The following is a 23,079-nucleotide window of genomic DNA, read 5'->3' on the forward strand; positions in this document are numbered from 1 at the left end:
AAGATGACACAGCTCCTTTTTTATTTGAAGATATTTATATAATTCATCGCAGTTCCGATAACCAGCGCAATCACAAGGGCTGCTACAACCCAGATCGTGGTCATGATAATGCGGTCTTGGATCTTTTGGGACTTCGGTGTTTGTTCTTCGTTTTGAGTCATCTCCACTCGCTCCTTTCACATGTCCATGTCATAAAGAAAGCCTGGTGCTATAGGACCAAGCTGTGCTGAACTTATATATTAGCGTTTTATCATCCGCTCTATGAGATCATTCGTTAAGACTATGATACCCAAACTCATCCTGAATGACAAGCTTCCGCACCTGAATCACATCCATCATCGGATAAATCGTTTGACATCCTCCCTAAAACAGAGTACATTATACAAGGCGAACATTTGGTATATATTTATTATAAATATTCGTATTTAGGAGTGGATTCTATGGAAAATGTGTTTGATTACGAAGATATTCAGCTAATTCCTGCAAAATGCATTGTGAACAGCCGTTCTGAATGCGATACATCCGTGCGTTTAGGCGGACGTACATTTAAATTGCCCGTCGTTCCTGCCAATATGCAGACGATTATAGATGAGAAACTTGCGGTTTCATTAGCCGAAAACGGCTACTTTTATGTGATGCACCGCTTTGAACCTGAAAAACGGATTGACTTTATAAAGGACATGAACGCACGCGGCCTATTCTCTTCTATCAGCGTTGGGGTCAAAGATGAGGAGTATGCATTTGTCCGTCACTTGGCAGAAGAAAATCTGATCCCTGAATACGTGACCATCGACATCGCTCACGGACATTCCAATGCCGTCATTGAGATGATTCAGCACCTCAAAAAACATCTTCCGGACAGCTTTGTCATCGCGGGAAATGTCGGAACACCGGAAGCGGTCAGAGAGCTCGAAAATGCCGGAGCGGATGCCACAAAAGTCGGCATCGGACCGGGAAAAGTATGTATAACGAAAATTAAAACCGGTTTCGGCACAGGCGGATGGCAATTAGCCGCGCTGCGCTGGTGCGCAAAAGCCGCCAGCAAACCGATTATCGCGGATGGCGGAATCCGCACCCATGGCGACATCGCAAAATCAATTCGATTCGGCGCCACCATGGTCATGATCGGTTCACTATTTGCCGGACACGAGGAATCACCGGGACAAACCATTGAAAAAGACGGAAAGCTCTACAAAGAATACTTTGGCTCAGCCTCTGAATATCAAAAAGGCGAAAAGAAAAATGTCGAAGGCAAAAAAATGCACGTAGAGCATAAAGGCGCAATCATGGATACGCTGATTGAAATGGAACAGGATCTTCAATCTTCTATTTCTTATGCTGGCGGAACTAAGCTGGAGGCTATCCGCAATGTGGATTATGTCATCGTGAAGAATTCGATTTTTAATGGAGATAAGTATTAAAAATAAAAAAAGCCAAGTCAGCGGCTCGCCGCTTGACTTGGCTTTTTCTATTATTAGCACTCTTCTGGTTTACCTGCATTCGTCGCTGTCCTGAAAGAAGAACCGCAGCCGCATGAGGCGATGGCGTTTGGATTATCGATGGTAAAACCGCCGCCAAGCATGGATTGCTTAAAGTCTATAATAGTGCCGTTCATGATATCAAGGCTTTCTTTGTCAACGAGAACAGTAATGCCGTGCTCCTCAAACATACTGTCTGCTTCGCTTTTTTCATGCTCAAAGCCCATTCCGTATGAAAGGCCGCTGCAGCCGCCGCCTTTAACGCCGACACGCAGAAACGCGTTTTCTTCTTCATGCTCTTTCATCATATCTTTTATATGCAAAGCTGCTGCTTCTGTAATTGTTACAGGGTTGGTCATTAATGTGAACCTCCTTTTAGAAACCGGATGTTGTCTTTTATTATAAACTTGATCGGCTCATTTCTCAAACTAGCTGTTTTATAAAAAATAGACGCCCTCACAAACAGTCTCTGCCGGACCTGTCATCATCACATGGCCGTTCTCTTTCCAATTAATGACCAAATCTCCGCCCGCTAAATGAACCGTAATGTCTTCATTTCGTCTTGATACGCCGTTTAAAACAGATGCGACAGCCGCTGCACAAGCGCCTGTTCCGCAAGCCTGTGTGATGCCTGATCCCCGTTCCCACACGCGGAAGTGCAGTTCATGCTCATTCACGGTTTCCACAAACTCGACATTCACACCTTCCGGAAATCTTGGATCTTTTTCAATCACCGGTCCCAGTGTCGTCAGCGGTGCCTGTTCAATATCGGCAATCGGAAAAACGATATGCGGATTGCCCATGGAAACCGCGGTGCCTTTTAGTTCAGCTTCGCCAAATGTCATTGTTTCATTAATGGTTTGCTCCTCACCGCCGCCAAGCATCGGAAGCTCGGCTTTTGTCAGACGCGGTTCACCCATATCGACAGTGACAACATTCACTTTTCCGTTTTCAGCTTGAACTTCCGCTTTTACAAGCCCGGAGAGGGTTTCAATCAGAAAAGATGTTTCCTCAACCAGCTTATGCTCATACGCGTATTTTGCAACGCAGCGCAGGCCGTTGCCGCAGTTTTTCCCTTCAGACCCGTCATTATTGAAAATCCGCATTTTGACAGGTGCTTGATCTGAAGGACATATGAGGATCATACCGTCGGAGCCGATCCCTGTATAAACGGAAGACACTTGAACCGCTATTTCAGACAGTTGTTCTTCCGGCAGTTGTTCTTCAAATTGATTCACGTATATATAGCTGTTTCCAAGTCCGTGCATTTTGGTAAATCGAAATGAGTTCATAGATGCCTCCAACTTTTTCTCTTTTTCTTAGTATAAAAGCTATTATAAACGGACACAATACAATTATCCCCCGTTTTTCATACATAAAAGCTCCTTGCAATGACGCAAGGAGCTTTTATCTTTTATATGAACATGCCGGCAATAGCCGCGCTCAGCAGATTGGCTAATGTTCCCGCCAGAACAGCCTTTAACCCGAGGCGTGCGATATCTGAGCGGCGGCTTGGCGCTAAACCGCCAAGCGTACCGAGCATAATCGCAATCGAAGAGAAATTTGCGAACCCGCATAACGCAAAACTGATAATCGTAGCGGTTTTTTTAGAAAACTCGCCGATGTGCGGACCGAAGTTAGAATAAGCGACAAACTCATTCAGCACCAATTTCTGGCCGATAAAGCTTCCGGCATGCAAGGCTTCATGCCATGGCACACCAATCATAAAGGCGATTGGAGAAAACACATAGCCGAGGATAGATTCTAATGTGACATCTTTTAAACCGAACAAGCCGAAAACACCGCCGAGAATACCATTGACCACGGCGATTAATGCGACGAATGCAAGCAGCATCGCACCAACGTTCAGCGCAATTTGCAGACCTGTTGACGCACCCTTTGCAGCCGCGTCAATCACATTGGCCGCTTCTTCGCCTTCATCCATTTTGAAATCGCCTTTTACTGTTTGCGGCGTTTCCGTTTCAGGAATGAGTAATTTTCCGAATACCAGACCCGCAGGAGCAGCCATGAAGCTCGCCGCGAGCAAGTATTCAATCGGAATACCGAGAAGGGCGTAGCCAAACAAAGTTGAACCCGCAACAGCCGATAGACCGCTCGTCATAATTGTAAACAGTTCAGAGCGCGTCAGTCCTGCAATGAGGGGCCTGATCACTAACGGAGATTCCGATTGCCCTACAAAAATATTAGCAGCAGCCGCAAGAGATTCCGTTTTGCTTGTCCCAAGAAGTTTCGACAATCCGCCGCCGATCACACGGAAAATGAGCTGCATGATTTTCAAATGATATAAAACTGCGATCAGTGCTGAGAAGAAAATGATAACAGGCAGTACACTTAATGCAAACGCCGGGCTGTCGCCGACTTTTAAAAGCGGCCCAAATATGAAACTGATGCCTTCATTCGCATAATCAATCAGAAGCTGTACACGGCTTGAAAACCATAAAAAAACAGCGCGTCCCGCTTCCCATTTCAACACGATGTATCCAAACGCCACCTGTATACATAAACCAACGATGACGGTTCTTATTCTAATATTGCTTTTCTTTTCTGAAAATAAAAACGCGATGGCGATTATCCCAACTGCGCCGAGCAGTCCCCAAAGAACATTCATGAATACACCTACACCTCTTAAAATTTATTTAAAACAAATCTTTTATACGATAACAATAATATTTTTTGATGTCTACACATTTTTTCAGTACTTTTGTACCGCAAAATAAAAAAGGGCCTGAGACAGGCCCTTTTCTTCAAAACATTGGGTTTTCTTCAATAAATGTATATATATTCTCAACAAGCTCAGCAGGTGTTTCACCCGTAACGACTTCTCCGTTTACTAGAGCGAATAGTGATTCCATACATTTCCCGCAATAGCTTAAACAGCCGTATTCAAGAACATCCAGATTCGGATCTTTCTCTAAAATCGCTCGGGCTTCCTGAGAGCCGTGAGCCAGATTGCTGACACAAAATTCAATCATTGGATTCATGCGGTTTCACCTCACATATGAACATTATCGCGAATTTTTCACTATTCGTCAAAGACAACGAACGCATTAAAATTTATTATCGTAACATATCATTCCTGCAATAACGTTTTACTAATTTGCGTTTTAAGGCTAATTTGTAGGTTATTTTGAAACTAATATTGTGATTTTAGATCAAATTCGATATAATTCTAGATGTTATTTTACAAAGTTCGTATTTTTCATCAATGTGTCTATCATACTCTTCGGGTTAAAGGGGAATTCAAATGAAAAAATTGGTCTTGATCGGCGGAGGTTACGGAAACATGCGTGTTCTTCATCGCTTATTGCCCAACCAGCTGCCTCATGATGTTTCAATCACGTTAATTGACAGAAATCCTTATCACTGCTTAAAAACAGAATATTATGCCCTTGCCGCAGGCACAATTTCTGACCACCATATCAGAGTGACGTTCCCAGAGCACCCTCGCCTGGATGTCGAGTACGGCGATATTTCATCAATTGATATTGCACAAAAACAAGTGCTGTTCCATGACCGCGAACCGATTTCTTACGATGACGCAGTGATCGGGCTCGGCTGCGAGGATAAATATCATAACGTGCCGGGAGCGCCCGAATTCACCTACAGCATTCAAACCATCGATCAGTCCCGCGAAACCTATCAAAAGCTGAACAACTTATGCGCCGAAGCGACTGTTGCCATTGTCGGAGCAGGCCTTAGCGGCGTTGAACTTGCAAGTGAATTAAGAGAAAGCCGTGACGATCTGAACATTATTTTGTTTGACCGCGGAGATCTCATTTTATCAAGCTTTCCCGAGCGTTTGAGCAAATATGTGCAAAAATGGTTCGAAGAGCACGGTGTCCGCATTATTAACAGGGCAAATATCACAAGAGTAGAAGAAGGCGTTGTGTATAACCACGATGACGCAATTTCCGCAGACGCCATCGTATGGACAGCCGGCATACAGCCGAATAAAGTCGTCAGAGACTTGGATGTGGAAAAGGACGCACAAGGCCGTGTCGTGTTAACCCCTCATCACAATGTCCCGGGTGATGAACATCTGTACGTTGTCGGAGATTGTGCCAGCCTTCCTCACGCACCGAGTGCCCAGCTGGCAGAAGCTCAAGCTGAACAGATTGTCCAAATATTGCAAAAACGCTGGAATGGTGAAGCCCTTCCTGAATCAATGCCTCAGTTTAAGCTGAAAGGCGTTTTAGGTTCACTCGGAAAAAAAGCCGGCTTCGGACTTGTTGCTGACCGGCCGCTGATCGGCCGTGTTCCGCGTTTGCTGAAATCCGGCTTGCTGTGGATGTACAAACACCATAACGGATAATAGCAGAACCGCTGATGAAGTCAGCGGTTTTCTGTATAACCGTATCTCTCCATTTCCTCATATACATCCTTCAATTTCGGATTGCCTTCTCCGACAATTTTATTTTCTACGAGGACGAGCGGATAAAAATATTCGTCATTTCTAATTTTTTCCGCAAGCTGTTTTACGTTTTCGACGTCAGGCGGCTCGTAAATGTCGATGTATTGGATTTCAAAAGGCTGATTCGGATATTTTCTTTTCAGCGCAGCCTCAAGCCATTCATATGTATCTTTAGCCGTCGGCATATTGACACAGCTTGCACAAACGGTTTCTGCCCCATATACGCTGAGCATGACTGTTTTGGTCATTGATAAGTGCCCCCATTTCTCTGCGTTACATTCTTTCTATTAAGTATACAGAGACAAAAGACGTTTTTATAGAAAAAAACCGTTTTTGTGTTCAAGTCTGAATGTGCTATAATAATGGGAGCAATTCTGCAAACCAAACAATAGATTTTTATTGTTACACTGAATATAATGGTTTTATGACGACGAAAGGAGCGAATGTCATGACTGAAGTTGAAATGAAAGAACAGGTGCAGGAAGTACTGGACAAACTTCGTCCGTTTTTACTTCGTGACGGCGGTGACTGTGAGCTTGTAGACGTTGATGAAGGTATTGTTAAACTTCGTCTTCTAGGCGCATGCGGCAGCTGCCCAAGTTCAACAATTACGCTGAAAGCCGGAATTGAACGCGCTCTTCTTGAAGAAGTGCCGGGTGTAATTGAAGTAGAACAAGTCTTTTAATAAAGCAGCCAGGCTGATATTTGATCAGCCTGGCTTTTTTTATGAGAGATATTGGTCAAACCATGAGCTTATATAGGCCAGGCGCTTGATCCGCTGTCCCGGGTGTCCGCTGCGTGACAAATTATGCGTCGCTTTCGGAAAACGGACCAGCACGGTTTCCTTGTCCATTTTTTTCAAGGCGATAAAAAGCTGTTCAGCCTGTTCAATCGGGCACCGGTCATCACGTTCGCCATGAAGAATTAAAAGGGGCGTCTCCACATTTGCCGCATATTTTAAAGGGGAACGGTCCCACAGTTTTTCTGTATCGGTAAACATGTCATGCTCAAGCTGCCAGTCCGTGAAAAAATAGCCGATATCACTAACGCCGTGAAAGCTGAGCCAGTTTGAAATCGAACGCTGAGTGACAGCTGCTTTAAAACGATTTGTCTGCCCCACGATCCAGTTGGTCATAAAGCCTCCGTAGCTTCCGCCTGTGACGCCTATCCGCTCGGCATCAATCTGCGAGTCTCTTTTGATCGCCTCATCCACTGCCTGCATCACGTCCTGATAGTCTTTTCCGCCGTAATCCCCTCTGACTGCGTTCACAAATTCCTGTCCGTAGCCATGGCTTCCTCTTGGATTTACATAAACCACTGCATATCCTTTCGCCGCCAGCACCTGAAATTCGTGAAAATATGTATGCCCGTACATCATATGCGGACCGCCGTGTATATTGAGAATAAGCGGATAGTTTTTGCCCTCTGCAGCCTGAGCAGGTTTCATCAGCCAGCCGTTCACCGTCATCCCGTCTTCTGTCACATATTGAATGTCTTCAGGTAACGAAATGAGGTGCTCGTCAACAAACTTGTCATTCGCATCAGTCAGCCGTTTTTCTTCCTGTCCAAGCGGAATGCTGTATAGCTCACTAGGTCTGTCGGGCTTTGTCATACTGGCAATAAAGCTTTGTTCATCAGGATGAATGGAAAAGCTGTTGATATATTCTTTTTCTAACCGAATCGGATATACGAGTCCTTCTATAGAAACATAATAGATTCCCGTGCTGCCTTGTTCTGTGCCGATGACATAAAACCCTTGACTGTCTTTTGTCCAAACCGGGCGCTGTTCAGCTCCTCCTATCAGTGAGTCTCCAATCAACGCATCCGCTAAGTGAACGTCCAACATATCAGTGAGACACGTAAGGCGGTCTTGCTCTATATCATAAAGCCACGCTTTTTCTAGCGTTGCATTCCGATATTCCTGTTCATGCCCAAGCAAAGCAAGGTACCTTCCGTCCGGTGAAAAAGAGCTGGGTCCGAATGAGCCGCGATGAGAGGTAATCAGCTTGAGATCTTCAGCCTCCAGCGACACCATGCAGACATCGTGCGGCTTGCTGGCATCATCCGTTTCAGTCAAATTAGCCGAAAAAACGAGAGATTTGCCGTCAGGAGAAAAAGCCGGATCGAAGTGGTCAGCTTTTTCATTAGTCAGCTGTTTTACCTCACCAGACTTCACGCTGACAAGCACAAGCTGCGCATACGCGCCTCTCGTCAGCCCTTTTCCATCCCGTTTATAGGCTAAACCATGCACTTCAACCGGTTCAAAGCTGTCGGGTTCCGTTTTCTCTTGATCATAAACACTTTCTTCATCTCCCAGGCTGACCGTGACAAGCACTGACTCTCCATCCGGAGACCATACCGGCTGAGACACGCCATACGGAATATCAGTCAGTTTTTTTGCTTCCCCGCCTTCAGCGCTCATTATATAAAGCTGAGACACATCGCCATCACGGTCAGAAACAAACGCAATCTGGCGTCCGTCCGGAGACCATCTAGGATCAGTGTTCCGCTTTTCTCCATGTGTCCAAGGAATGGACGCGCCGCTTTCCGCATCATATACCCATATATTTGAAGTATATGAATCTTTCTCTTTGTTTGCTTGTGACTTCACATAAGCCGCACGCTTGCCGTCCGGGGCGTATTGAGGGTCTGTCACCGAGACAATGGCTGTCATATCTTCCGCGGTCATCAGCTTTTTCATACCAATCTCCTCCTTTTTACATGTATTTCGTTTTTCTAAATAAAAATCCCTTTATATCATGAAGAAAAAAAGCGTCCTCCGCTGACGCTGAGGAACGCTTGGAATGAACTATACACTTTTCACTTGATAGAAAGGATTTCGCTCTATTATACTTCCCTCTTTCGGAACGGTCAAAGCGTCGACTTCACAATGCGGGAAATGAAGTGCGAGCTGCTCTTTCAGCGCTTCTCCTTTTCCTTTTTCGGTCATGACGAGAATCGTCGGGCCCGCTCCGCTGAGGGCAGTTCCATAAGCGCCTTTCATCTCGGCAACATGCTCCACTTTAGACAATTCCGGGACAAGCATCGCCCGATACGGCTGATGGAACATATCCTTTTTCATGATTTTTCCGACGAGCGGCCAATCCTTTGACATGATCGCCGCGATGAGAATGTTGCTGACGGCGCTGGCTTTTACAGCGTCCGCATATGGAAACTCTGCCGGGAGCACGTCCCGCGCGTCTCTTGTCAGCACCTCGTAAAAAGGAATGACAACCACAACATCAATGTCGGCATCCGGCACGCGGATCATTTGCGTCTCGTCGTCTTCATGCAGTCCGATCACAAGCCCGCCGACGAGAGAAGCGCCTGCATTGTCCGGATGTCCTTCTTCAAGGCTGGCTAAATGCAGCTTGTCTGCTTCGGAGAGCTGTAAACCGCATAATTCGTCTGCCAGTTCTATAGCCGCCACTATGGCCGCAGCACTGCTGCCAAGACCGCGTGCAAGCGGGATGTCGCTCCACACTTTCACATGTGCAGGAGGCATTGCTTTTCCGTACATATCTGCCGTCCGTTTCGCCACTTGATAGATCATATTATCTGTACCCGCCGGAATTCCGGCGACTGTTTCTGTTTCAGCTTCAAAAGACCATTGATCGCTTTCAAAGACGGTCAGCTTTAAATATCTGCTGAGCGCCATTCCGACTGAATCAAAGCCGGGGCCTAGGTTAGCCGTGCTTCCTGGAACAGTGACAGAGAACAGCATGTCGGCATCGTTCATACACGGGCCGCTCCTTTTAAGTATTCGAGGATGCTGTCTTCATCAGTCGGCAGGGTGACCGGCTTCATTTCAGAAATGTCGACCGCTGTGTTCGGGTCTTTCAGCCCGTTCCCTGTTAACACAGCCACAACCTTGCTGCCTTTCGGAATTTCTCCGGATTTTACTTGTTTCAGCACACCTGCAATAGATGCGCAGGAGCCCGGTTCTGCAAACACGCCTTCTTCACGGGCAATCAGCTGATACGCATGAAGAATTTCATCGTCAGTGACTTCGTCAATTTTCCCATTGGACTCCTCAGCCGCTTTTACAGCTTTATCCCAGCTTGCCGGGTTTCCGATACGAATCGCTGTTGCCACTGTTTCCGGGTTTTCAATGACTTCGTTGCGGACGATCGCAGCCGCACCTTCCGCTTCAAAACCGCGCATTTTCGGAAGGCCAGTGCCGTTTTTCTCATGATATTCTTTGAAGCCCTTCCAGTACGCTGTGATGTTTCCCGCATTTCCGACCGGAATCGCCAAAACGTCCGGTGCTTCGCCCAGCTGTTCGCATACTTCAAAGGCAGCTGTTTTTTGGCCTTCGATGCGGTAAGGGTTGACCGAGTTGACAAGCGCGATCGGTGATTTTTCACAAATTGAACGGACAATTTTAAGGGCATCGTCAAAGTTGCCGTCGATCGCAATGATTTCAGCTCCGTACATGACTGCTTGAGCGAGCTTGCCAAACGCGATTTTCCCGTTCGGGATGATGACAATACATTTCATATCGGCGCGGGCTGCATAAGCAGCCGCAGCCGCTGATGTATTTCCGGTTGACGCGCACATAATCGTGTCGTTGCCTTCTTCTTTCGCCTTTGCCACCGCCATGACCATCCCGCGGTCTTTAAAAGATCCAGTAGGGTTTACGCCTTCTGTTTTGACATGGAGCTCAATCCCGAGCTGTTCAGACAGCTTCGGCAAATGAATGAGCGGCGTATTGCCTTCATGTAACGTAAGCGCCGGTGTTTGATCCGTTACGGGTAAAAACTCTTTATATTGATGGATAAGTCCTTTCCACATTAGCTCCAACCGTTCCCTTCTACACGATATGTGCTTTTGACTTCTTGAACGACTTCCAAATCATTTAAGTTTTGCAGGATATCACTGAAATCAGCTTCTGATGTGTGGTGTGTGACGATGACGATTTCTGCTAACTCATCATGCCCCTTAATCGGCAGCTGAAGAATTTTCTCAAAGCTGACGCCCCGTTCTGAGAACACAGACGTGATTTTCGAGAATGAGCCTACCTCATCCTTCACGTGAATTCTCAAAAATTGCTGTGCATAAATATCGGACGGCGACTTCATGTTTTTCTCATATTGCGGCGCAACAAAGCTGTTGCCGGTTACGCCGAGACGCATGTTTTTCATGACAGCAACCAGGTCAGACACAACTGATGTGGCTGTCGGCATGCTTCCCGCTCCCGGGCCATAGAACATCGTCTCTCCGACAGCTTCGCCATACACGTAGACGGCGTTATATTCATTATGCACGGCAGAAAGCGGATGGTGATCTGGAAGCAGCGTCGGCTGAACGCTGACTTCAATTTTGCTGCCGTCACGCTGGGCAATTCCGATCAGCTTCATTGTGTAGCCGAGGCGTTTGCTGAAGCTGATATCCTCGTCTGTAATCTGGGAGATCCCCTTCACTTTGACATCTTCCAGATCGACGTTCATTGAGAAGCCGAGACGCGCCAATATTGCCATTTTCCGTGCGGCGTCGAGCCCTTCCACATCTGAAGTCGGGTCAGCTTCGGCAAACCCGAGATCCTGCGCTTCCTTAAGCACTTCCTCGTAAGGGCTTTTCTCTTTAATCATTTTGGTTAAGATAAAGTTCGTTGTTCCGTTTACGATTCCCATCATTTTAGTAATCCTGTCTGATGAGAGGCCTTCCTCTAATGTGCGAAGAATTGGAATCCCGCCGGCAACGCTGGCTTCGAAGTAAATATCACAGCCATTTTCCTTTGCTTCAGCTAGCAGTTCAGAACCGTACACGGCCATTAAATCTTTGTTTGCCGTGACAACGTGTTTTTTCGATCTCAAAGCGTCAAGCAAATATTGCTTTGTCTGCTCAACACCGCCGATCACCTCGATGATGACATCAACATCTGGATCGTCGATCACATCATATACTTCTGTCGTGAGCACTTCCTTCGGCAAATCTACTTCTCTTTTTTTCTCTAAATCTTTCACAAGCACTTTTTTTATTGTAATTGGACAGCCAACCTGATGCATCAGCTTATCCTGATGGTCTTGAATAATTTTAACGACACCGCTTCCGACGGTACCTAAGCCTAAAAGCCCTACACGAATTGCTTTCAAAAAAACTCCACCCTTCTTCGGATTGTCCTCTCAAGAGAGACAATTGTTAACTCAACACAGACATATAAGTTACAAATATTATATAAGCCCATTTCTGTTTTGACAAGACAACAATCTGCTGAATTTTGCGAATGTAAACGCTTAACCAATTGATATGACAAGATTCTTTATTTTCTAATTATTTTTGTCAGATTTTCTCCTTCCTTACAAGCCGCCCTTTCCGAGCCAGCTGACAGGGGGGACAAAAATGTTCTGCGCTCTCATGTTCATAAACTCCTGGGCGGCATTCAGAAATTGTTCATAGCCCGAATCGCTGAGAATGTAGTCGAGCTGCTCTTCATAATAGTGCTTTTCCGATTCTGAAGAAATATAGTAGCCTTCCACGATTTCATAATAATGAAGCGGAAAAAGGAGACGGCTGTACAAAAGACGTTTCGAAAATGAAGACAGCGGTGTGATTTGCTCGTATTCCTGCAAAAAGCGAAAGCCCTGCCGGTTAAAATCATCACGATGATGCAAAAATGTGTGTCTCATATATTCGGCTAAATCGCGTGCAGCGTGGTCAAATACCCAGTCAGCCGGAATCCTGATAAGGGATTCAGAAGACCACGTATTTCTTTCCATCCTCTGATGGCATATTGTTCCTGAATCAGCTGCTTGCGGTTTGTCATCGAGCTCAGTATCGACTAAATATTGAATCGCGTTTTCTGACAGTCCTAAATAATATGGAAACGATTCAATCATTTTTTTATCAAAGGGCTCGTGCGGAGGGGTATGAACCTTTCGCTGCCAAAACGCTTCAAGCTGATCAATGCGTTTTCCCCACAGGTCTTTCCACTGTCCGATTCTTCCGGCCTCCTTCACTTCGTACGGGTATCCTCTGCCCTTTCGATGAAACTCCGCCAGTTCTGTCCCTATGGAAAATGCCCGGTTTGAAAAAGGAGGGGCCGCCTTCAGCAGGGCGTACGTTTTTCCTTCATGTTCAAAGGTCAGCTCGCCCTCTTTTGTAAAGATAAAAACGGAAACGTATGGGTCACTTTGTTCTTGTAAATACTGACTCATGTAATAAAGCTCCGTCAGCTCCTCGTCTGAAAAATGGGAAACGGGAACAATCAAAAAGAAGGAATTCGGTGTTTGAAAGCATTGATACGTATGCTGATACATTGAAAGCTGCCTGATATGAATGCCGTATTTTTCTTTTATTGTGCCTTTCACAATGATCACCTGCCTGTTGAATTAGGGCTCATCACATCGTAGTCATACACAGGCGGAATTATGAATACATATTTTAATCCGACGAAGGAGCAAGAAAAAGTCGTAAACATCTCGTACGTTTTGTATAAACTAGTAAAAAAAGATTGGGTGAAGTTGATGTCAGATAAAGAACAAATCAGTCAGATGGAAGCCAAAGCAAGAGAACGGATGAAGGAGCGCGGCGTTGAGGTATCCGATATTGCCGAGCTTGTCTTTTTTCTGCAGAAAAAATATCATCCGGATTTAACCATGGATGAATGCACGTTGAATGTGAATCGGGTCCTCGCAAAGCGTGAGGTGCAAAACGCGATTTTAACGGGCATTGAATTGGACGTTCTTGCTGAGCAGAAAAAACTGTCTGAACCGCTGCAAACGATGCTGGAGATAGATGAAAGCCTATATGGAGTAGATGAAGTTCTGGCATTTTCCATCGTGAATATTTACGGGTCCATCGGGTTTACAAACTATGGCTACATCGACAAAGAAAAACCCGGTATCCTCGGCCGTTTAAATGATAAATCAACCGGCGAATGCCATACATTTCTTGATGACATTGTCGGCGCCATTTCCGCTGCGGCCTCCAGCAGGCTTGCACACCGCGCGCGGCATACAGAATAAAGGGCACCCTTTTGGGGCGCCCTTTTTTATATATGCTGAATCCACTCAGTCAGAGAATCAATAGCGTGAGTCGGTTTTTCCATATCGTCTGTCATATGCTCTCTTTTCGTTACGCCTGTGTGGACAAGCAGCGTATCCATCCCTGCATTAATGCCTGCCATAATGTCAGTCGCGTAGTTGTCGCCGACCATAAGTGTTTCGGATACATCAGTGCCGAGAACACGCATCGCCTGCTCCATGATGATGGATTCCGGCTTGCCGATAAATACCGGCTGCACGCCTGTGGATACGGTTAACACAGAGGTCAGTGAACCGTTGCCCGGCAGGAGGCCTCTTTCAGTCGGTATGGCAATGTCACCGTTTGTGGAAATAAAGCGGGCGCCATTTCTGATTGCGAGGCAGCCGACGGCAAGTTTTTCGTATGTAATCCCGCGGTCAATTCCGACAACAACAAAGTCCGCCTCTTCCTCTGCAAAGGTCAGGCCGTTTTCTTCAATCGCCTGGCGAATTCCTTCTTCCCCGATCACATACACAGACGCGTCTTTTTTCTGCTGGGCGATATGCTGGGCAGTCGCCATGCTTGTCGTAAAAACCTGCTCCTCTGTTGCCGGAATGTCAAAAGAGACCAGCTTGTCCGCCACCTGCTTCGGTGTGCGGGAAGAGTTGTTTGTCACAAAAAGATAAGGAATGCCGCGGTCTTTCAGCGTTCTGACAAATTCACAAGCTTCCTCGATTTTTTCTGTGCCGTTGTACATCGTTCCGTCTAAATCAATTAGATATCCTTTATATGTTTTCATTTTTAAACACTCCTGTGGCTTTCCTGTCGTTATTTAAACGCGGAAACAGGGCCCAGCTCTGTTTCCAAGTAGCTTCTGATTCGTTTCGGAAAGACTTGAAGGACCGCTAGATGCGCGGTGATCAGCTTGTAAAGCTCTGCACTGTCAGCGAGCTGGTATTGCTGAACCAATGTTTTTCGGTACGCAATCAATTGCTTCAGCTCTGCCCCCTCTTCTTCCGTTACGACTTTTTCATCAACCAGTATGTCCATGATATCATCATAGCTGCCCGGGTCCCGCATAATAAAACCGTCAATCATGTCATTTCCTGTATCGAGAATGCATTCGATTAACAGGTGGCCGATGCGTTCAAGCGCGAGCCCCTCGATCTCGGATTTCCAGTCTGTTTGCGAATGAAACAGCTCCAGCTGACGCTCGAAGAACCCGAGTGTATGCTCTATCTTGTTTCTGTCAACAAAATACATGACAGCATCCCCTTTGTGTAATGGTTATTTTCTGATCCGTTTTAAGACAAAATACGCACAGCCGAAATTACAGTATTCGTAAATGTATTCGTCCAATGTGCTGATTTTCGTTTCAAAGGTCGCCTTTTGATTCTGGTCGTCAAAGAAGCCCTTGAGCCTGAGCTGGCCGTATCCCCAGTCTCCCACAATGTAATCGTATTTATTTAAAATATCGGAATAACGGGCTTTAAAAGCCTCTTCGTTGAAGCCGTCTTTGAAATTGTGCACCAGCTCAAATTCGGCATTTTGAATAAGAATCATGATCTCACCTCTTTTTCACTCATTCCTATCATAATTCATTGCCCCGTCCCCATCAATTGCTAAAGAATAATTCGTGTGATTTGGCTACCCTACACATGAGGAGGGATTACAAATGAAGCGAACTGCTGTCAGCCTCTGCCTGATGACCGGGCTTTTATCCGGATGCGGAGGCGCAGGACTCAATAACGCTGAACAGAATGCCCAGCATCAAAATGAAACCAGGCCCATTCATGTATCTGACCGCAATGAAGCTTTTAACAGGCATGATGAGAATGAACAGTTTGGTTATGTCCGCTATCAAAAAGAACAATTTGACGGCGAACAGCAGGAGACACCGGCGCCAGACCGTGAAGAAACCGCTCACATCATATCAAGCTTAACGGTTCAGCTCCCTCATATTCAAGATGCCGCAGCGCTTGTCACTGACCAAGAAGCGCTTGTCGTGTACAAAACAGATTCGAATAACCGTGAGCTGACAGCTGATCAAGTGAAAAAAACGGCGGTTTCGGTGATTCCGCGTTACTATCATGTGTACATTTCCGACAATCCAAATCACATGCAGGCCATCAAAAATTACAGCAATCTCGGTTCCGGTTCAAGAGATGTCAGAGACATCATGTCGGGGACGATACAAGAAATGAAAACCTCCCCGCAAGGAAGCCCTGTCTCGGAAAACGAAAATGCCAATGGAGAAACACGCCAGGACAAGGAAACGAATAGGAATGACAAAAACGCCAGATGATCTGGCGTTTTGGCATTATGCTTGCGCTTGGCGTTTTTTAGATGCTTCGTTAACCTGTTCATCCGCATGGTAGGAGGAACGGACAAGCGGACCGGCTTCACAGTGGCTGAAGCCTTTTTGCATCGCGATTTCCTTCAATTCTGCAAATTCATCAGGGTGATAATATTTTTGGACTTTTAAGTGCTTCTTCGACGGCTGCAGATATTGGCCTATTGCCATAATATCAACATTGTTTGCCAAGAGGTCGTCCATCACTTCGATAATTTCTTCTTTCGTTTCACCGAGTCCGATCATGATGCTTGATTTTGTCGGGATGTCAGGCTGCATTTCTTTCGCGCGGCGCAAAAATTCCAACGAACGGTCGTACGTCGCACGCGCGCGGACTCTTGGCGTCAGGCGGCGAACCGTTTCGATATTGTGATTCAGGATGTCAGGGCGCGTATCCATTAACGTTTTTAAGTTATCATAGTTTCCGCCCATATCTGACGGAAGCACCTCAATCGTTGTGAACGGGCTTTTTCTGCGGATTGCACGGACAGTTTCCGCGAAAATACCCGCACCGCCGTCTTTTTGGTCATCACGCGCAACAGCTGTGATAACCGCGTGTTTCAGATTCATCAGAGCGACGGAATCTGCTACGCGTTCCGGCTCTTGCAGGTCAAGCTCAGTCGGAAGGCCCGTTTTGACTGCGCAGAAACGGCACGCTCTCGTACAAACGGATCCTAAGATCATAAATGTCGCTGTACGTCTCACTGCCCAGCATTCATGAATATTCGGACATTTTGCTTCTTCACATACGGTGTGCAGATTGTTTTCCCGCATGAGTTTTTTGAGTCCTGTATAATTTTCATTTGTATTTAATTTGATTTTGAGCCATTCGGGCTTTCTGAGGTGTTCGTCTTTCTTTGCCAATTCCCATCATCTCCAATATCCAATATACTCAATTTCTGACACGAAACATTCTGAAAACGAGATAGGTGCAGTTTTTTCATTTCTGCAACAAAAATAATGTTTTTCTAACTAAAGAAAGTCTTTTCTTTAGACACTTTAACATAGGAAAAATTTCTCGACAAGGGAAGATGATTACTGACATTTTCTCGCCGGGTTGCCGCAAACTATGTGTATTCAATATTGAAAGGAGATTATTTTGTGAAAGTTGTGTTATCTGCCCTTCTTCTCCTTTTGTTTGCATTTGAACCTTATGCGTCTGGTAAAGAGCTTTCAGATCCGGTGCTTTCCAAACGGATGGAATTATATCATAAAGTCGAGGCTGTAACGCAGATTCCTTGGTATGCGCTTGCCGCTGTTGATCAATACGAGGAGAATGTGCGGAGCAACAGAAAGGATCTGCCTGACAAAACGGGAATCATCAGCATCTATGTACCGGATGAGATCTGGAGCGGACCAGAAAACCCGAATCTGAAAGACGATGCGCCGTTAAGCATAAAAGTGTTTGACGGAATCGGAATGGACGGTGACGGCGACGGGAAAGCCGAGGTCAGCAATGATGAAGACATTCTGTATACATTCGCACAATATCTGCTGTCGTACGGCACAGATGAGGAGAATATCCGCATCGGGCTCTGGAATTATTACCGCCGTGATCAAACGGTGGGAATCATATCAGAGTTCATGAAGCTGTTTAAGGCTTACGGTCATATTGATTTGGGCGAGCATGCATTTCCGCTTCCGATCAGAACGGATTACAGCTACCGCAGCACGTGGGGAGACGCCCGCGGCTTTGGGGGAAGGCGGATTCATGAAGGAACAGATCTCTTTGCCCACTACGGCCTTCCTGTTAAATCCACCTGTTACGGCGTCATTGAAATGAAAGGCTGGAACCGCTTTGGAGGATGGAGAATCGGCATCAGAGATATTAACAATACGTATCATTATTTCGCCCATCTCAATGGGTTTGCAAAGGGCATTAAAACAGGGCAGATCGTTGAGCCCGGCCAAGTGATCGGGTCAGTGGGCAGCTCAGGATACGGCCCGCCTGGCACGGCCGGAAAATTTCCGCCGCACCTGCACTATGGCATGTATAAGGATAATGGAAAAACTGAATGGTCGTTTGATCCTTATCCACATTTGAGAGCGTGGGAGCGCTATGAGTACAAGAAAAAGAAATGACGAAAGCCGCCTCATGAAAAGGCGGCTTTATTTGCTGTTTTTTTCATTTTTTGAATCATGGCTGTCTTCTTCTTTGCTGCTTGGAAGCTGGACAGAAGGCGTAACACCTGAACCGCCGCTTCCGTTATAAAATTGCGGCACTTCGCCCTGCACTGCTTTAATTGATACAGGAACATTATTGGTGACCACGGCCGTTTTGCTTGCGAACGGGATGATGACCTTCACTTTAATTTCTACGAAGATGCTGATATCAATAAGTGCGTTATTAATGCCGTATGGCTTTATTTTTGTTTTGACGTCCGTAAAGGCGTCACCGATCAAATTAAACCGGACCGGGATTTTCGGGCCGAGGTTTCCAAGAAGGCTGTTTCCTGTCACCTGTCCCAATGGGATGTTGATCATAATATTTTCACTGGCGCCGCTGTGTCCGGTGTGGGTTTCCATCTCTTTCAGATGAGACTGAAGCTGTTTTGTCACCTTTGTTTTCACACTGTTTATAATCTGTGTATTAAAATCGATTGTCGTTAAATTTCCGTTTTCATCAGAATTCATTTGAAACATATCTTTCATATTTTCGCTGTCAGACATATAATCCTCAATCGAATCCTGAATCACCTCTGTTGCCACACGCTTCGTTTCCATTTCACCGATGCTCATTAATACCGGTTTAATCGAGCCGTTGATAATCCAAAGGCTGACTGTTGTTGATATGATAAAAAATACGAGTGACAGCAGCAGCACGTACCGGAAAGGCAAAGGTCCTCTCTTGCGAAGAGGGCCGCGATATCTTGGCAAGAAAATCCCCCCTTACATATCACAATGTATGCTTGTAAGGGGGGACATAGTAATAGCCGGGCCAATTTATTTTATTTCACCATTTTTAAAAGCGCTTCTCTGCCGCTCATGCCGGCATGAATGCCAAGATCTTCTGCGGCATATGTGACGGATTCTAAAGGGGCGTCTAACAGCTGGTCAATTGTTCGCACACCAACCGCCCGTCCCGCCACAATTCCACGCTCCTTTAATTTTTCATTCAGCAGCGCCACATCAAGCGCGCCGCACATAATGTATCCGTGATCATTGGAAACTGCCATGAAATTTGTTTTTGGAAGCTTTACTGTCACAGCTGTAAAAGGCTGTCCTTCGATCATAATCGGTGTCAGATTTACCACGTCAACCACTCCCTTCCTTCATCACTTTATGATGAAGGGCACGGCTTGTTGTGGGCTGACCTCCTTATTGTGCAAGCTTCCAGGCAAGCAGATCCCGCAAAAATTCCGGCATAAAATATTCTTTTACCTCGGCGTCGCGGATGATTGGAAACAGCCTGCCGAGCGTAAACATGTCAAGCACGGCCACAGCGTATTGTTTATTTTTATCTATGTCAGCTCCGTTCAGCGTAATCCGGGTGACGTGGGTCATCCCATCGTCCAGCCGTTTTGTTTCGACATCGACACCCGCGTACACCATTTTTCCCATCACTTCTCCCCGGAAGCCCAATCCTTTAATTCGGAGCTGCTCTATCTGTTCCGAAGCGGCATGAACAATCGTTTCCTTCAGTTCCTCTCCCGTCAGGCGGACAGTAACCGGGTTGATGGGGTGAGGGCAGATGCGGTGCAGGTCAAGCTTGGTCACCGGGCCGGCTTTAAGCGGTCCGAGGATGACGCCGGAATTCACCATGCTGATGTCGGCTCCGCACCATTCCTTTAACGCATATGCCAAAAGTAAAGGCAGATCAGATTCTTCAAACCACTTGACTTCAGCATCTTGCGCAAGCTCCGCAACGGCAACGGACAGCTTTTCCTTGGCTTCACGCTCTTTTTCCTCAAGAAATGCTTTGGTTTCCGCCGATTCCCCTGTCCATTCAGCCATGTTTTGAACAGACGCTGTTTTGCTGATGATTTTTCGCTTTTCAGTGTCCATCGTGATGTCTACACAGCCGACATAGTTTCCGTATTTCTCAGCGCTGGCAAGCAATACGCCGTTGACCATCTGTCCATTTTCAAGCAGATGGTGAGTATGAGACTCGAGGATAACGTCAATCTCCGGAACCGCTTCAGCAACCGCTTGATCGTCAAGAATTCCCAAATGCGACAGGAGAACGATGATATCAGCCTGTCCTTTCACTTCCTGTATGGTTTCTTTTATACTTTCGAGCGCATCAGTAACAGTCCATTCCAGCTTGTCATATACGGGATAATACGGCACCGTTACGCCTAACAAAGCGATGGTCATGCCGTTTCCCAATGTTTTGATATGGTAAGGAACCGCCCAGGACGGGCGGTTTCCGTTTTTGTCATACAGATTAGAGACGATAACGGGAAACTCGGCATGATCATATAAAGAAGCAAGCTCTTCATGAGGAAGCGTAATCCCCTCGTTATTGCCGATAGCCGCTCCATCAATTTCAAGACGGTTTAAGAGGTCTACATTGGCTTTTCCGAATGTCGCCTCTGTCACAAAATGAAAACGATCAATATGATCACCAATATCAAAAACGAGCGTCTCTTCGCTGTGCAACTGATGTTCTTTTCTTTTTTGCTCAATATAATCTGTTATTTTTGGCCAATTTTCAAAATGGCTGTGCAAATCATTTGTGTGATATAAGCGGAGCTTCTCTTTCATACCATTCTCTCCCTAATCGTTCAGCTGAAAATGCCTTCATAAATGAGCTGGCAGCCGATCAAAATTAATACGATCCTCATAATCATAACGATCGTTTTCGTCTGCATTTTTCGGTTGATGGCGGCGCCAAGCCTTCCGCCGAACCAAGCGCCGGGCACAAGTGCGAGGGCATACAGCCAATTCACATGCCCGGACATGATATGTGAAACAGATCCTGTCATAGAGGACAGGAAAATAATGAACATGGACGTTGCCACCGCAACCTTTGGCGGGAACAGAAATAACAGCATCATGGCCGGAACCATCAGCGAGCCGCCGCCTATTCCAAAGAGCCCGCCTAAAAAGCCGACAACAAAGGCGATGGCAATCCCGACAGGCGCCTGATACGAGTAAGTATAGGGCTCTCCGGCATCATCCTGAAAAGTCCGTATTATTCCTCTGTGCTCTTTGTTTACCGGCCGCGCCTTCGCTTTCAGCATTAAGGATAATGAAATAAGAATCATAAATATGCCAAACCAAATGGAAAACGAGTTTGAATTAAAAAGCTTTGACACGTAAGCCCCAATAATGCTGCCGGGACCTGAACCGATAAAGAAAATGAGCCCGCTTTTATAATCAACCGTTTTATATTTAATATAAGCCAAAGTTGAGGAAAGACCCGTAAAAATAATGACCAGAAGCGAAGTCCCGATGGCGACCTGCGGCGTCACATCCTGAAAATACGGCGTCACCGCGCTTAAAAACATCATGGCCGGAACGATGACAATCCCGCCGCCGAGTCCAATCAAACTTCCTACCGTACCCGCAATAAATCCCAGTACGATCAAAATCACAAACGACATCAATCAAAACCTCTTTTCTAAAATAAATCGAGCTGTCTCGGAGAAAGTCCGGAGTACTCGATATCAAGCAGTTCAAGCATCTGCTTGCCGTTATCCGCGGCGTCTCCGCCGGAATTGTTGTTGAACAGGACAAATACATCTTTACACTGCTGCTGCAATTCATTCAGATGCTTTTTCCAGTCTTCCAGCTCCTGTTTGTTATAGCGGTATAAATATCTGACCTCACGCCAGTTTTTCCCGCCATCAGGCTTCATCCAGCCCTGCTTATTGCGTCCGTGAAACCTGACGAGCGTTTTGTTTTCATCGGTCGCCCGCAACACAGTCGGGACACTTCCATCGCCGATTTGCGGTTCATCACATACGCTGTGAATCCAGCCTTCCGCTTTCATAAAGGAAAGCGTCTGCTCATAAAATGGCGGCGAAAACCAGGAGCGGTTTCTGAACTCAAGCGCGCAAGGAATATCGCCCATTTGATTTTTGCACCATCTTAAATAAGCGACATTTTCTTTCTTGCAGTCAAACCACGGCGGAAATTGAAACAGCACCATGGCGAGCTTATTGCTATGTAAATATGGCGTTAAGGACAGCTTAAAAGCATCAAACATCTCCTCTTTGGAGTCAAACGGAATGTCGCCGCGCTGATGCCCCGTCATGCCCTGATACGCTTTAATGATAAATTGGAAGGTTTCCGGTGTTTCCTTCACCCACTTTTCATTGTTGCGCGCCGGCTGAATCGCGTAAAAGCTCGCGTCTAATTCCACGATCGGAAAATGGGAGGAATAGGCCTGCAATTTTTTCTGGCTGGCCGTTTTCGGCGGATAAATGCTGTCATGATCCCCCCATCCCGTCAGTCCGATATAAATCACAATCATTCACCTCTCTTCCAGTTTATCACACGCGTTTTCAGGTTTCCTCGGAAATGCTGTTCATATTGCGGAAAAACGCTGAGCGCAGATGCTGATATTGTTCCTCATTGGTATCCAAAAACGCCTCCTCTCTTGAGGAAGGGATATTTTGGTACTCAATAGGCTCCTGAAACTGTTCACTCGTAAAGTCATACACAGCCCCATTTATGCTGTTATAAAAATGCCAGCTCCCACCGACCTTTGTTTTGAAAATATCGCCCCCGAATTGCTCCTGTATCACCAATGCCGTCACGCCGCATTGGCCGCATGCCGGGCATTCTTTCGTCCATTTGGAACTCGTATGCAGCGACCATGATTGGTTTAGTATGTGTTTGATGTGTTCCATCATCGAAAGCCCCCTTTTTAAAAAGATACCACGATGATTGATTTTTAAAAA

General features: G+C 46.1%; 27 protein-coding genes. 6 read left to right on the forward strand and 21 right to left on the reverse strand.

What is annotated here, in order from left to right:
- Positions 1 to 20: 20 nt before the first annotated feature.
- Positions 21 to 161 carry a hypothetical protein gene (locus NYE43_RS16795; protein ID WP_044158982.1) on the reverse strand — a complete coding sequence of 47 codons (141 nt, stop codon included), beginning with the start codon at positions 159 to 161 and terminating at the stop codon, positions 21 to 23.
- A 279-nt stretch (positions 162 to 440) separates the two neighbouring features.
- Between NYE43_RS16795 and guaC the strand changes: the two genes are divergently transcribed.
- Positions 441 to 1,421: a GMP reductase gene (guaC, locus tag NYE43_RS16800; protein WP_106019496.1), complete on the forward strand. Its 981-nt coding sequence runs from the start codon at positions 441 to 443 to the stop codon at positions 1,419 to 1,421.
- A 53-nt stretch (positions 1,422 to 1,474) separates the two neighbouring features.
- Here the strand turns inward: guaC and NYE43_RS16805 are convergent, their stop codons facing one another.
- From NYE43_RS16805 to NYE43_RS16820, 4 genes are all read right to left on the reverse strand, one after another.
- On the reverse strand, positions 1,475 to 1,837 hold the full coding sequence (locus NYE43_RS16805; RefSeq protein ID WP_095713995.1) for a HesB/IscA family protein: 363 nt from the start codon (positions 1,835 to 1,837) through the stop codon (positions 1,475 to 1,477).
- Between the two features lie 78 nt (positions 1,838 to 1,915).
- On the reverse strand, positions 1,916 to 2,770 hold the full coding sequence (dapF, locus tag NYE43_RS16810) for a diaminopimelate epimerase (protein WP_095713996.1): 855 nt from the start codon (positions 2,768 to 2,770) through the stop codon (positions 1,916 to 1,918).
- Between the two features lie 122 nt (positions 2,771 to 2,892).
- A complete protein-coding gene (locus tag NYE43_RS16815) occupies positions 2,893 to 4,107 on the reverse strand; it encodes a NupC/NupG family nucleoside CNT transporter (protein ID WP_185848667.1) in 1,215 nt (404 codons plus the stop codon).
- A gap of 136 nt (positions 4,108 to 4,243) precedes the next feature.
- On the reverse strand, positions 4,244 to 4,480 hold the full coding sequence (locus tag NYE43_RS16820; RefSeq protein ID WP_010331736.1) for a YuzB family protein: 237 nt from the start codon (positions 4,478 to 4,480) through the stop codon (positions 4,244 to 4,246).
- Between the two features lie 263 nt (positions 4,481 to 4,743).
- Between NYE43_RS16820 and NYE43_RS16825 the strand changes: the two genes are divergently transcribed.
- A complete protein-coding gene (locus NYE43_RS16825; protein WP_024122723.1) occupies positions 4,744 to 5,811 on the forward strand; it encodes an NAD(P)/FAD-dependent oxidoreductase in 1,068 nt (355 codons plus the stop codon).
- 20 nt (positions 5,812 to 5,831) lie between these two features.
- Here NYE43_RS16825 and NYE43_RS16830 read toward each other — a convergent pair whose 3' ends face one another.
- Positions 5,832 to 6,158: a YuzD family protein gene (locus tag NYE43_RS16830; RefSeq protein WP_024122724.1), complete on the reverse strand. Its 327-nt coding sequence runs from the start codon at positions 6,156 to 6,158 to the stop codon at positions 5,832 to 5,834.
- A 101-nt stretch (positions 6,159 to 6,259) separates the two neighbouring features.
- On the opposite strand from NYE43_RS16830, the gene NYE43_RS16835 reads away from it, so the two are divergent.
- Positions 6,260 to 6,595, forward strand: a complete 336-nt coding sequence (locus NYE43_RS16835) for a NifU family protein (protein WP_174754433.1) — start codon at positions 6,260 to 6,262, stop codon at positions 6,593 to 6,595.
- A 39-nt stretch (positions 6,596 to 6,634) separates the two neighbouring features.
- Here NYE43_RS16835 and NYE43_RS16840 read toward each other — a convergent pair whose 3' ends face one another.
- The 5 genes from NYE43_RS16840 to yutH form a co-directional block, all read right to left on the reverse strand.
- On the reverse strand, positions 6,635 to 8,611 hold the full coding sequence (locus NYE43_RS16840; RefSeq protein WP_185848666.1) for a S9 family peptidase: 1,977 nt from the start codon (positions 8,609 to 8,611) through the stop codon (positions 6,635 to 6,637).
- Between the two features lie 108 nt (positions 8,612 to 8,719).
- Positions 8,720 to 9,649 (reverse strand): homoserine kinase, encoded by a 930-nt coding sequence (thrB, locus tag NYE43_RS16845; protein ID WP_101860004.1) that lies wholly within the window; start codon positions 9,647 to 9,649, stop codon positions 8,720 to 8,722.
- The gene (gene thrC / locus NYE43_RS16850) at positions 9,646 to 10,704 is read right to left on the reverse strand and encodes a threonine synthase (protein ID WP_024122727.1); all 1,059 of its coding nucleotides are present in this window, start codon (positions 10,702 to 10,704) and stop codon (positions 9,646 to 9,648) included. The genes thrB and thrC overlap by 4 nt, the downstream gene beginning before the upstream one ends.
- Positions 10,704 to 12,005, reverse strand: a complete 1,302-nt coding sequence (locus NYE43_RS16855) for a homoserine dehydrogenase (protein ID WP_106019499.1) — start codon at positions 12,003 to 12,005, stop codon at positions 10,704 to 10,706. The genes thrC and NYE43_RS16855 overlap by 1 nt, the downstream gene beginning before the upstream one ends.
- Before the next feature lie 204 nt (positions 12,006 to 12,209).
- Positions 12,210 to 13,223, reverse strand: a complete 1,014-nt coding sequence (yutH, locus tag NYE43_RS16860) for a spore coat putative kinase YutH (protein WP_185848926.1) — start codon at positions 13,221 to 13,223, stop codon at positions 12,210 to 12,212.
- A 153-nt stretch (positions 13,224 to 13,376) separates the two neighbouring features.
- Between yutH and NYE43_RS16865 the strand changes: the two genes are divergently transcribed.
- A complete protein-coding gene (locus NYE43_RS16865) occupies positions 13,377 to 13,877 on the forward strand; it encodes a phosphatidylglycerophosphatase A family protein (protein ID WP_024122730.1) in 501 nt (166 codons plus the stop codon).
- Positions 13,878 to 13,903: 26 nt separating this feature from the next.
- On the opposite strand, the gene nucF is transcribed toward NYE43_RS16865, so the two are convergent.
- The 3 genes from nucF to NYE43_RS16880 are packed head-to-tail and all read right to left on the reverse strand — an operon-like array spanning position 13,904 to position 15,438.
- Positions 13,904 to 14,674: a 5' nucleotidase NucF gene (gene nucF, locus NYE43_RS16870; RefSeq protein ID WP_024122731.1), complete on the reverse strand. Its 771-nt coding sequence runs from the start codon at positions 14,672 to 14,674 to the stop codon at positions 13,904 to 13,906.
- Between the two features lie 29 nt (positions 14,675 to 14,703).
- Positions 14,704 to 15,138: a DUF86 domain-containing protein gene (locus NYE43_RS16875; RefSeq protein ID WP_024122732.1), complete on the reverse strand. Its 435-nt coding sequence runs from the start codon at positions 15,136 to 15,138 to the stop codon at positions 14,704 to 14,706.
- 24 nt (positions 15,139 to 15,162) lie between these two features.
- Positions 15,163 to 15,438, reverse strand: coding sequence for a YutD family protein (locus tag NYE43_RS16880; protein WP_003228682.1), 276 nt, complete (start codon positions 15,436 to 15,438; stop codon positions 15,163 to 15,165).
- Positions 15,439 to 15,550: 112 nt separating this feature from the next.
- On the opposite strand from NYE43_RS16880, the gene NYE43_RS16885 reads away from it, so the two are divergent.
- Positions 15,551 to 16,180, forward strand: a complete 630-nt coding sequence (locus tag NYE43_RS16885) for a YhcN/YlaJ family sporulation lipoprotein (RefSeq protein WP_024122733.1) — start codon at positions 15,551 to 15,553, stop codon at positions 16,178 to 16,180.
- A 15-nt stretch (positions 16,181 to 16,195) separates the two neighbouring features.
- On the opposite strand, the gene lipA is transcribed toward NYE43_RS16885, so the two are convergent.
- Positions 16,196 to 17,092, reverse strand: coding sequence for a lipoyl synthase (gene lipA / locus NYE43_RS16890; RefSeq protein WP_010331747.1), 897 nt, complete (start codon positions 17,090 to 17,092; stop codon positions 16,196 to 16,198).
- Positions 17,093 to 17,329: 237 nt separating this feature from the next.
- Between lipA and lytH the strand changes: the two genes are divergently transcribed.
- Positions 17,330 to 18,310 (forward strand): L-Ala--D-Glu endopeptidase, encoded by a 981-nt coding sequence (lytH, locus tag NYE43_RS16895; protein ID WP_024122734.1) that lies wholly within the window; start codon positions 17,330 to 17,332, stop codon positions 18,308 to 18,310.
- 27 nt (positions 18,311 to 18,337) lie between these two features.
- Here lytH and yunB read toward each other — a convergent pair whose 3' ends face one another.
- The 6 genes from yunB to NYE43_RS16925 form a co-directional block, all read right to left on the reverse strand.
- On the reverse strand, positions 18,338 to 19,105 hold the full coding sequence (yunB, locus tag NYE43_RS16900) for a sporulation protein YunB (RefSeq protein WP_059292623.1): 768 nt from the start codon (positions 19,103 to 19,105) through the stop codon (positions 18,338 to 18,340).
- Between the two features lie 71 nt (positions 19,106 to 19,176).
- The gene (locus NYE43_RS16905) at positions 19,177 to 19,482 is read right to left on the reverse strand and encodes a YunC family protein (RefSeq protein ID WP_010331750.1); all 306 of its coding nucleotides are present in this window, start codon (positions 19,480 to 19,482) and stop codon (positions 19,177 to 19,179) included.
- 64 nt (positions 19,483 to 19,546) lie between these two features.
- A complete protein-coding gene (locus tag NYE43_RS16910) occupies positions 19,547 to 20,935 on the reverse strand; it encodes a bifunctional metallophosphatase/5'-nucleotidase (protein WP_101860001.1) in 1,389 nt (462 codons plus the stop codon).
- A gap of 20 nt (positions 20,936 to 20,955) precedes the next feature.
- The gene (locus tag NYE43_RS16915) at positions 20,956 to 21,777 is read right to left on the reverse strand and encodes a sulfite exporter TauE/SafE family protein (protein WP_101860000.1); all 822 of its coding nucleotides are present in this window, start codon (positions 21,775 to 21,777) and stop codon (positions 20,956 to 20,958) included.
- A gap of 17 nt (positions 21,778 to 21,794) precedes the next feature.
- Positions 21,795 to 22,643, reverse strand: coding sequence for a DUF72 domain-containing protein (locus NYE43_RS16920; protein WP_024122738.1), 849 nt, complete (start codon positions 22,641 to 22,643; stop codon positions 21,795 to 21,797).
- A gap of 37 nt (positions 22,644 to 22,680) precedes the next feature.
- On the reverse strand, positions 22,681 to 23,028 hold the full coding sequence (locus NYE43_RS16925) for a YunG family protein (RefSeq protein WP_024122739.1): 348 nt from the start codon (positions 23,026 to 23,028) through the stop codon (positions 22,681 to 22,683).
- Between the last annotated feature and the right edge of the window lie 51 nt (positions 23,029 to 23,079).

Source organism: Bacillus sp. FSL R5-0434 (assembly GCF_038004745.1).
Taxonomy (GTDB): domain Bacteria; phylum Bacillota; class Bacilli; order Bacillales; family Bacillaceae; genus Bacillus; species Bacillus halotolerans.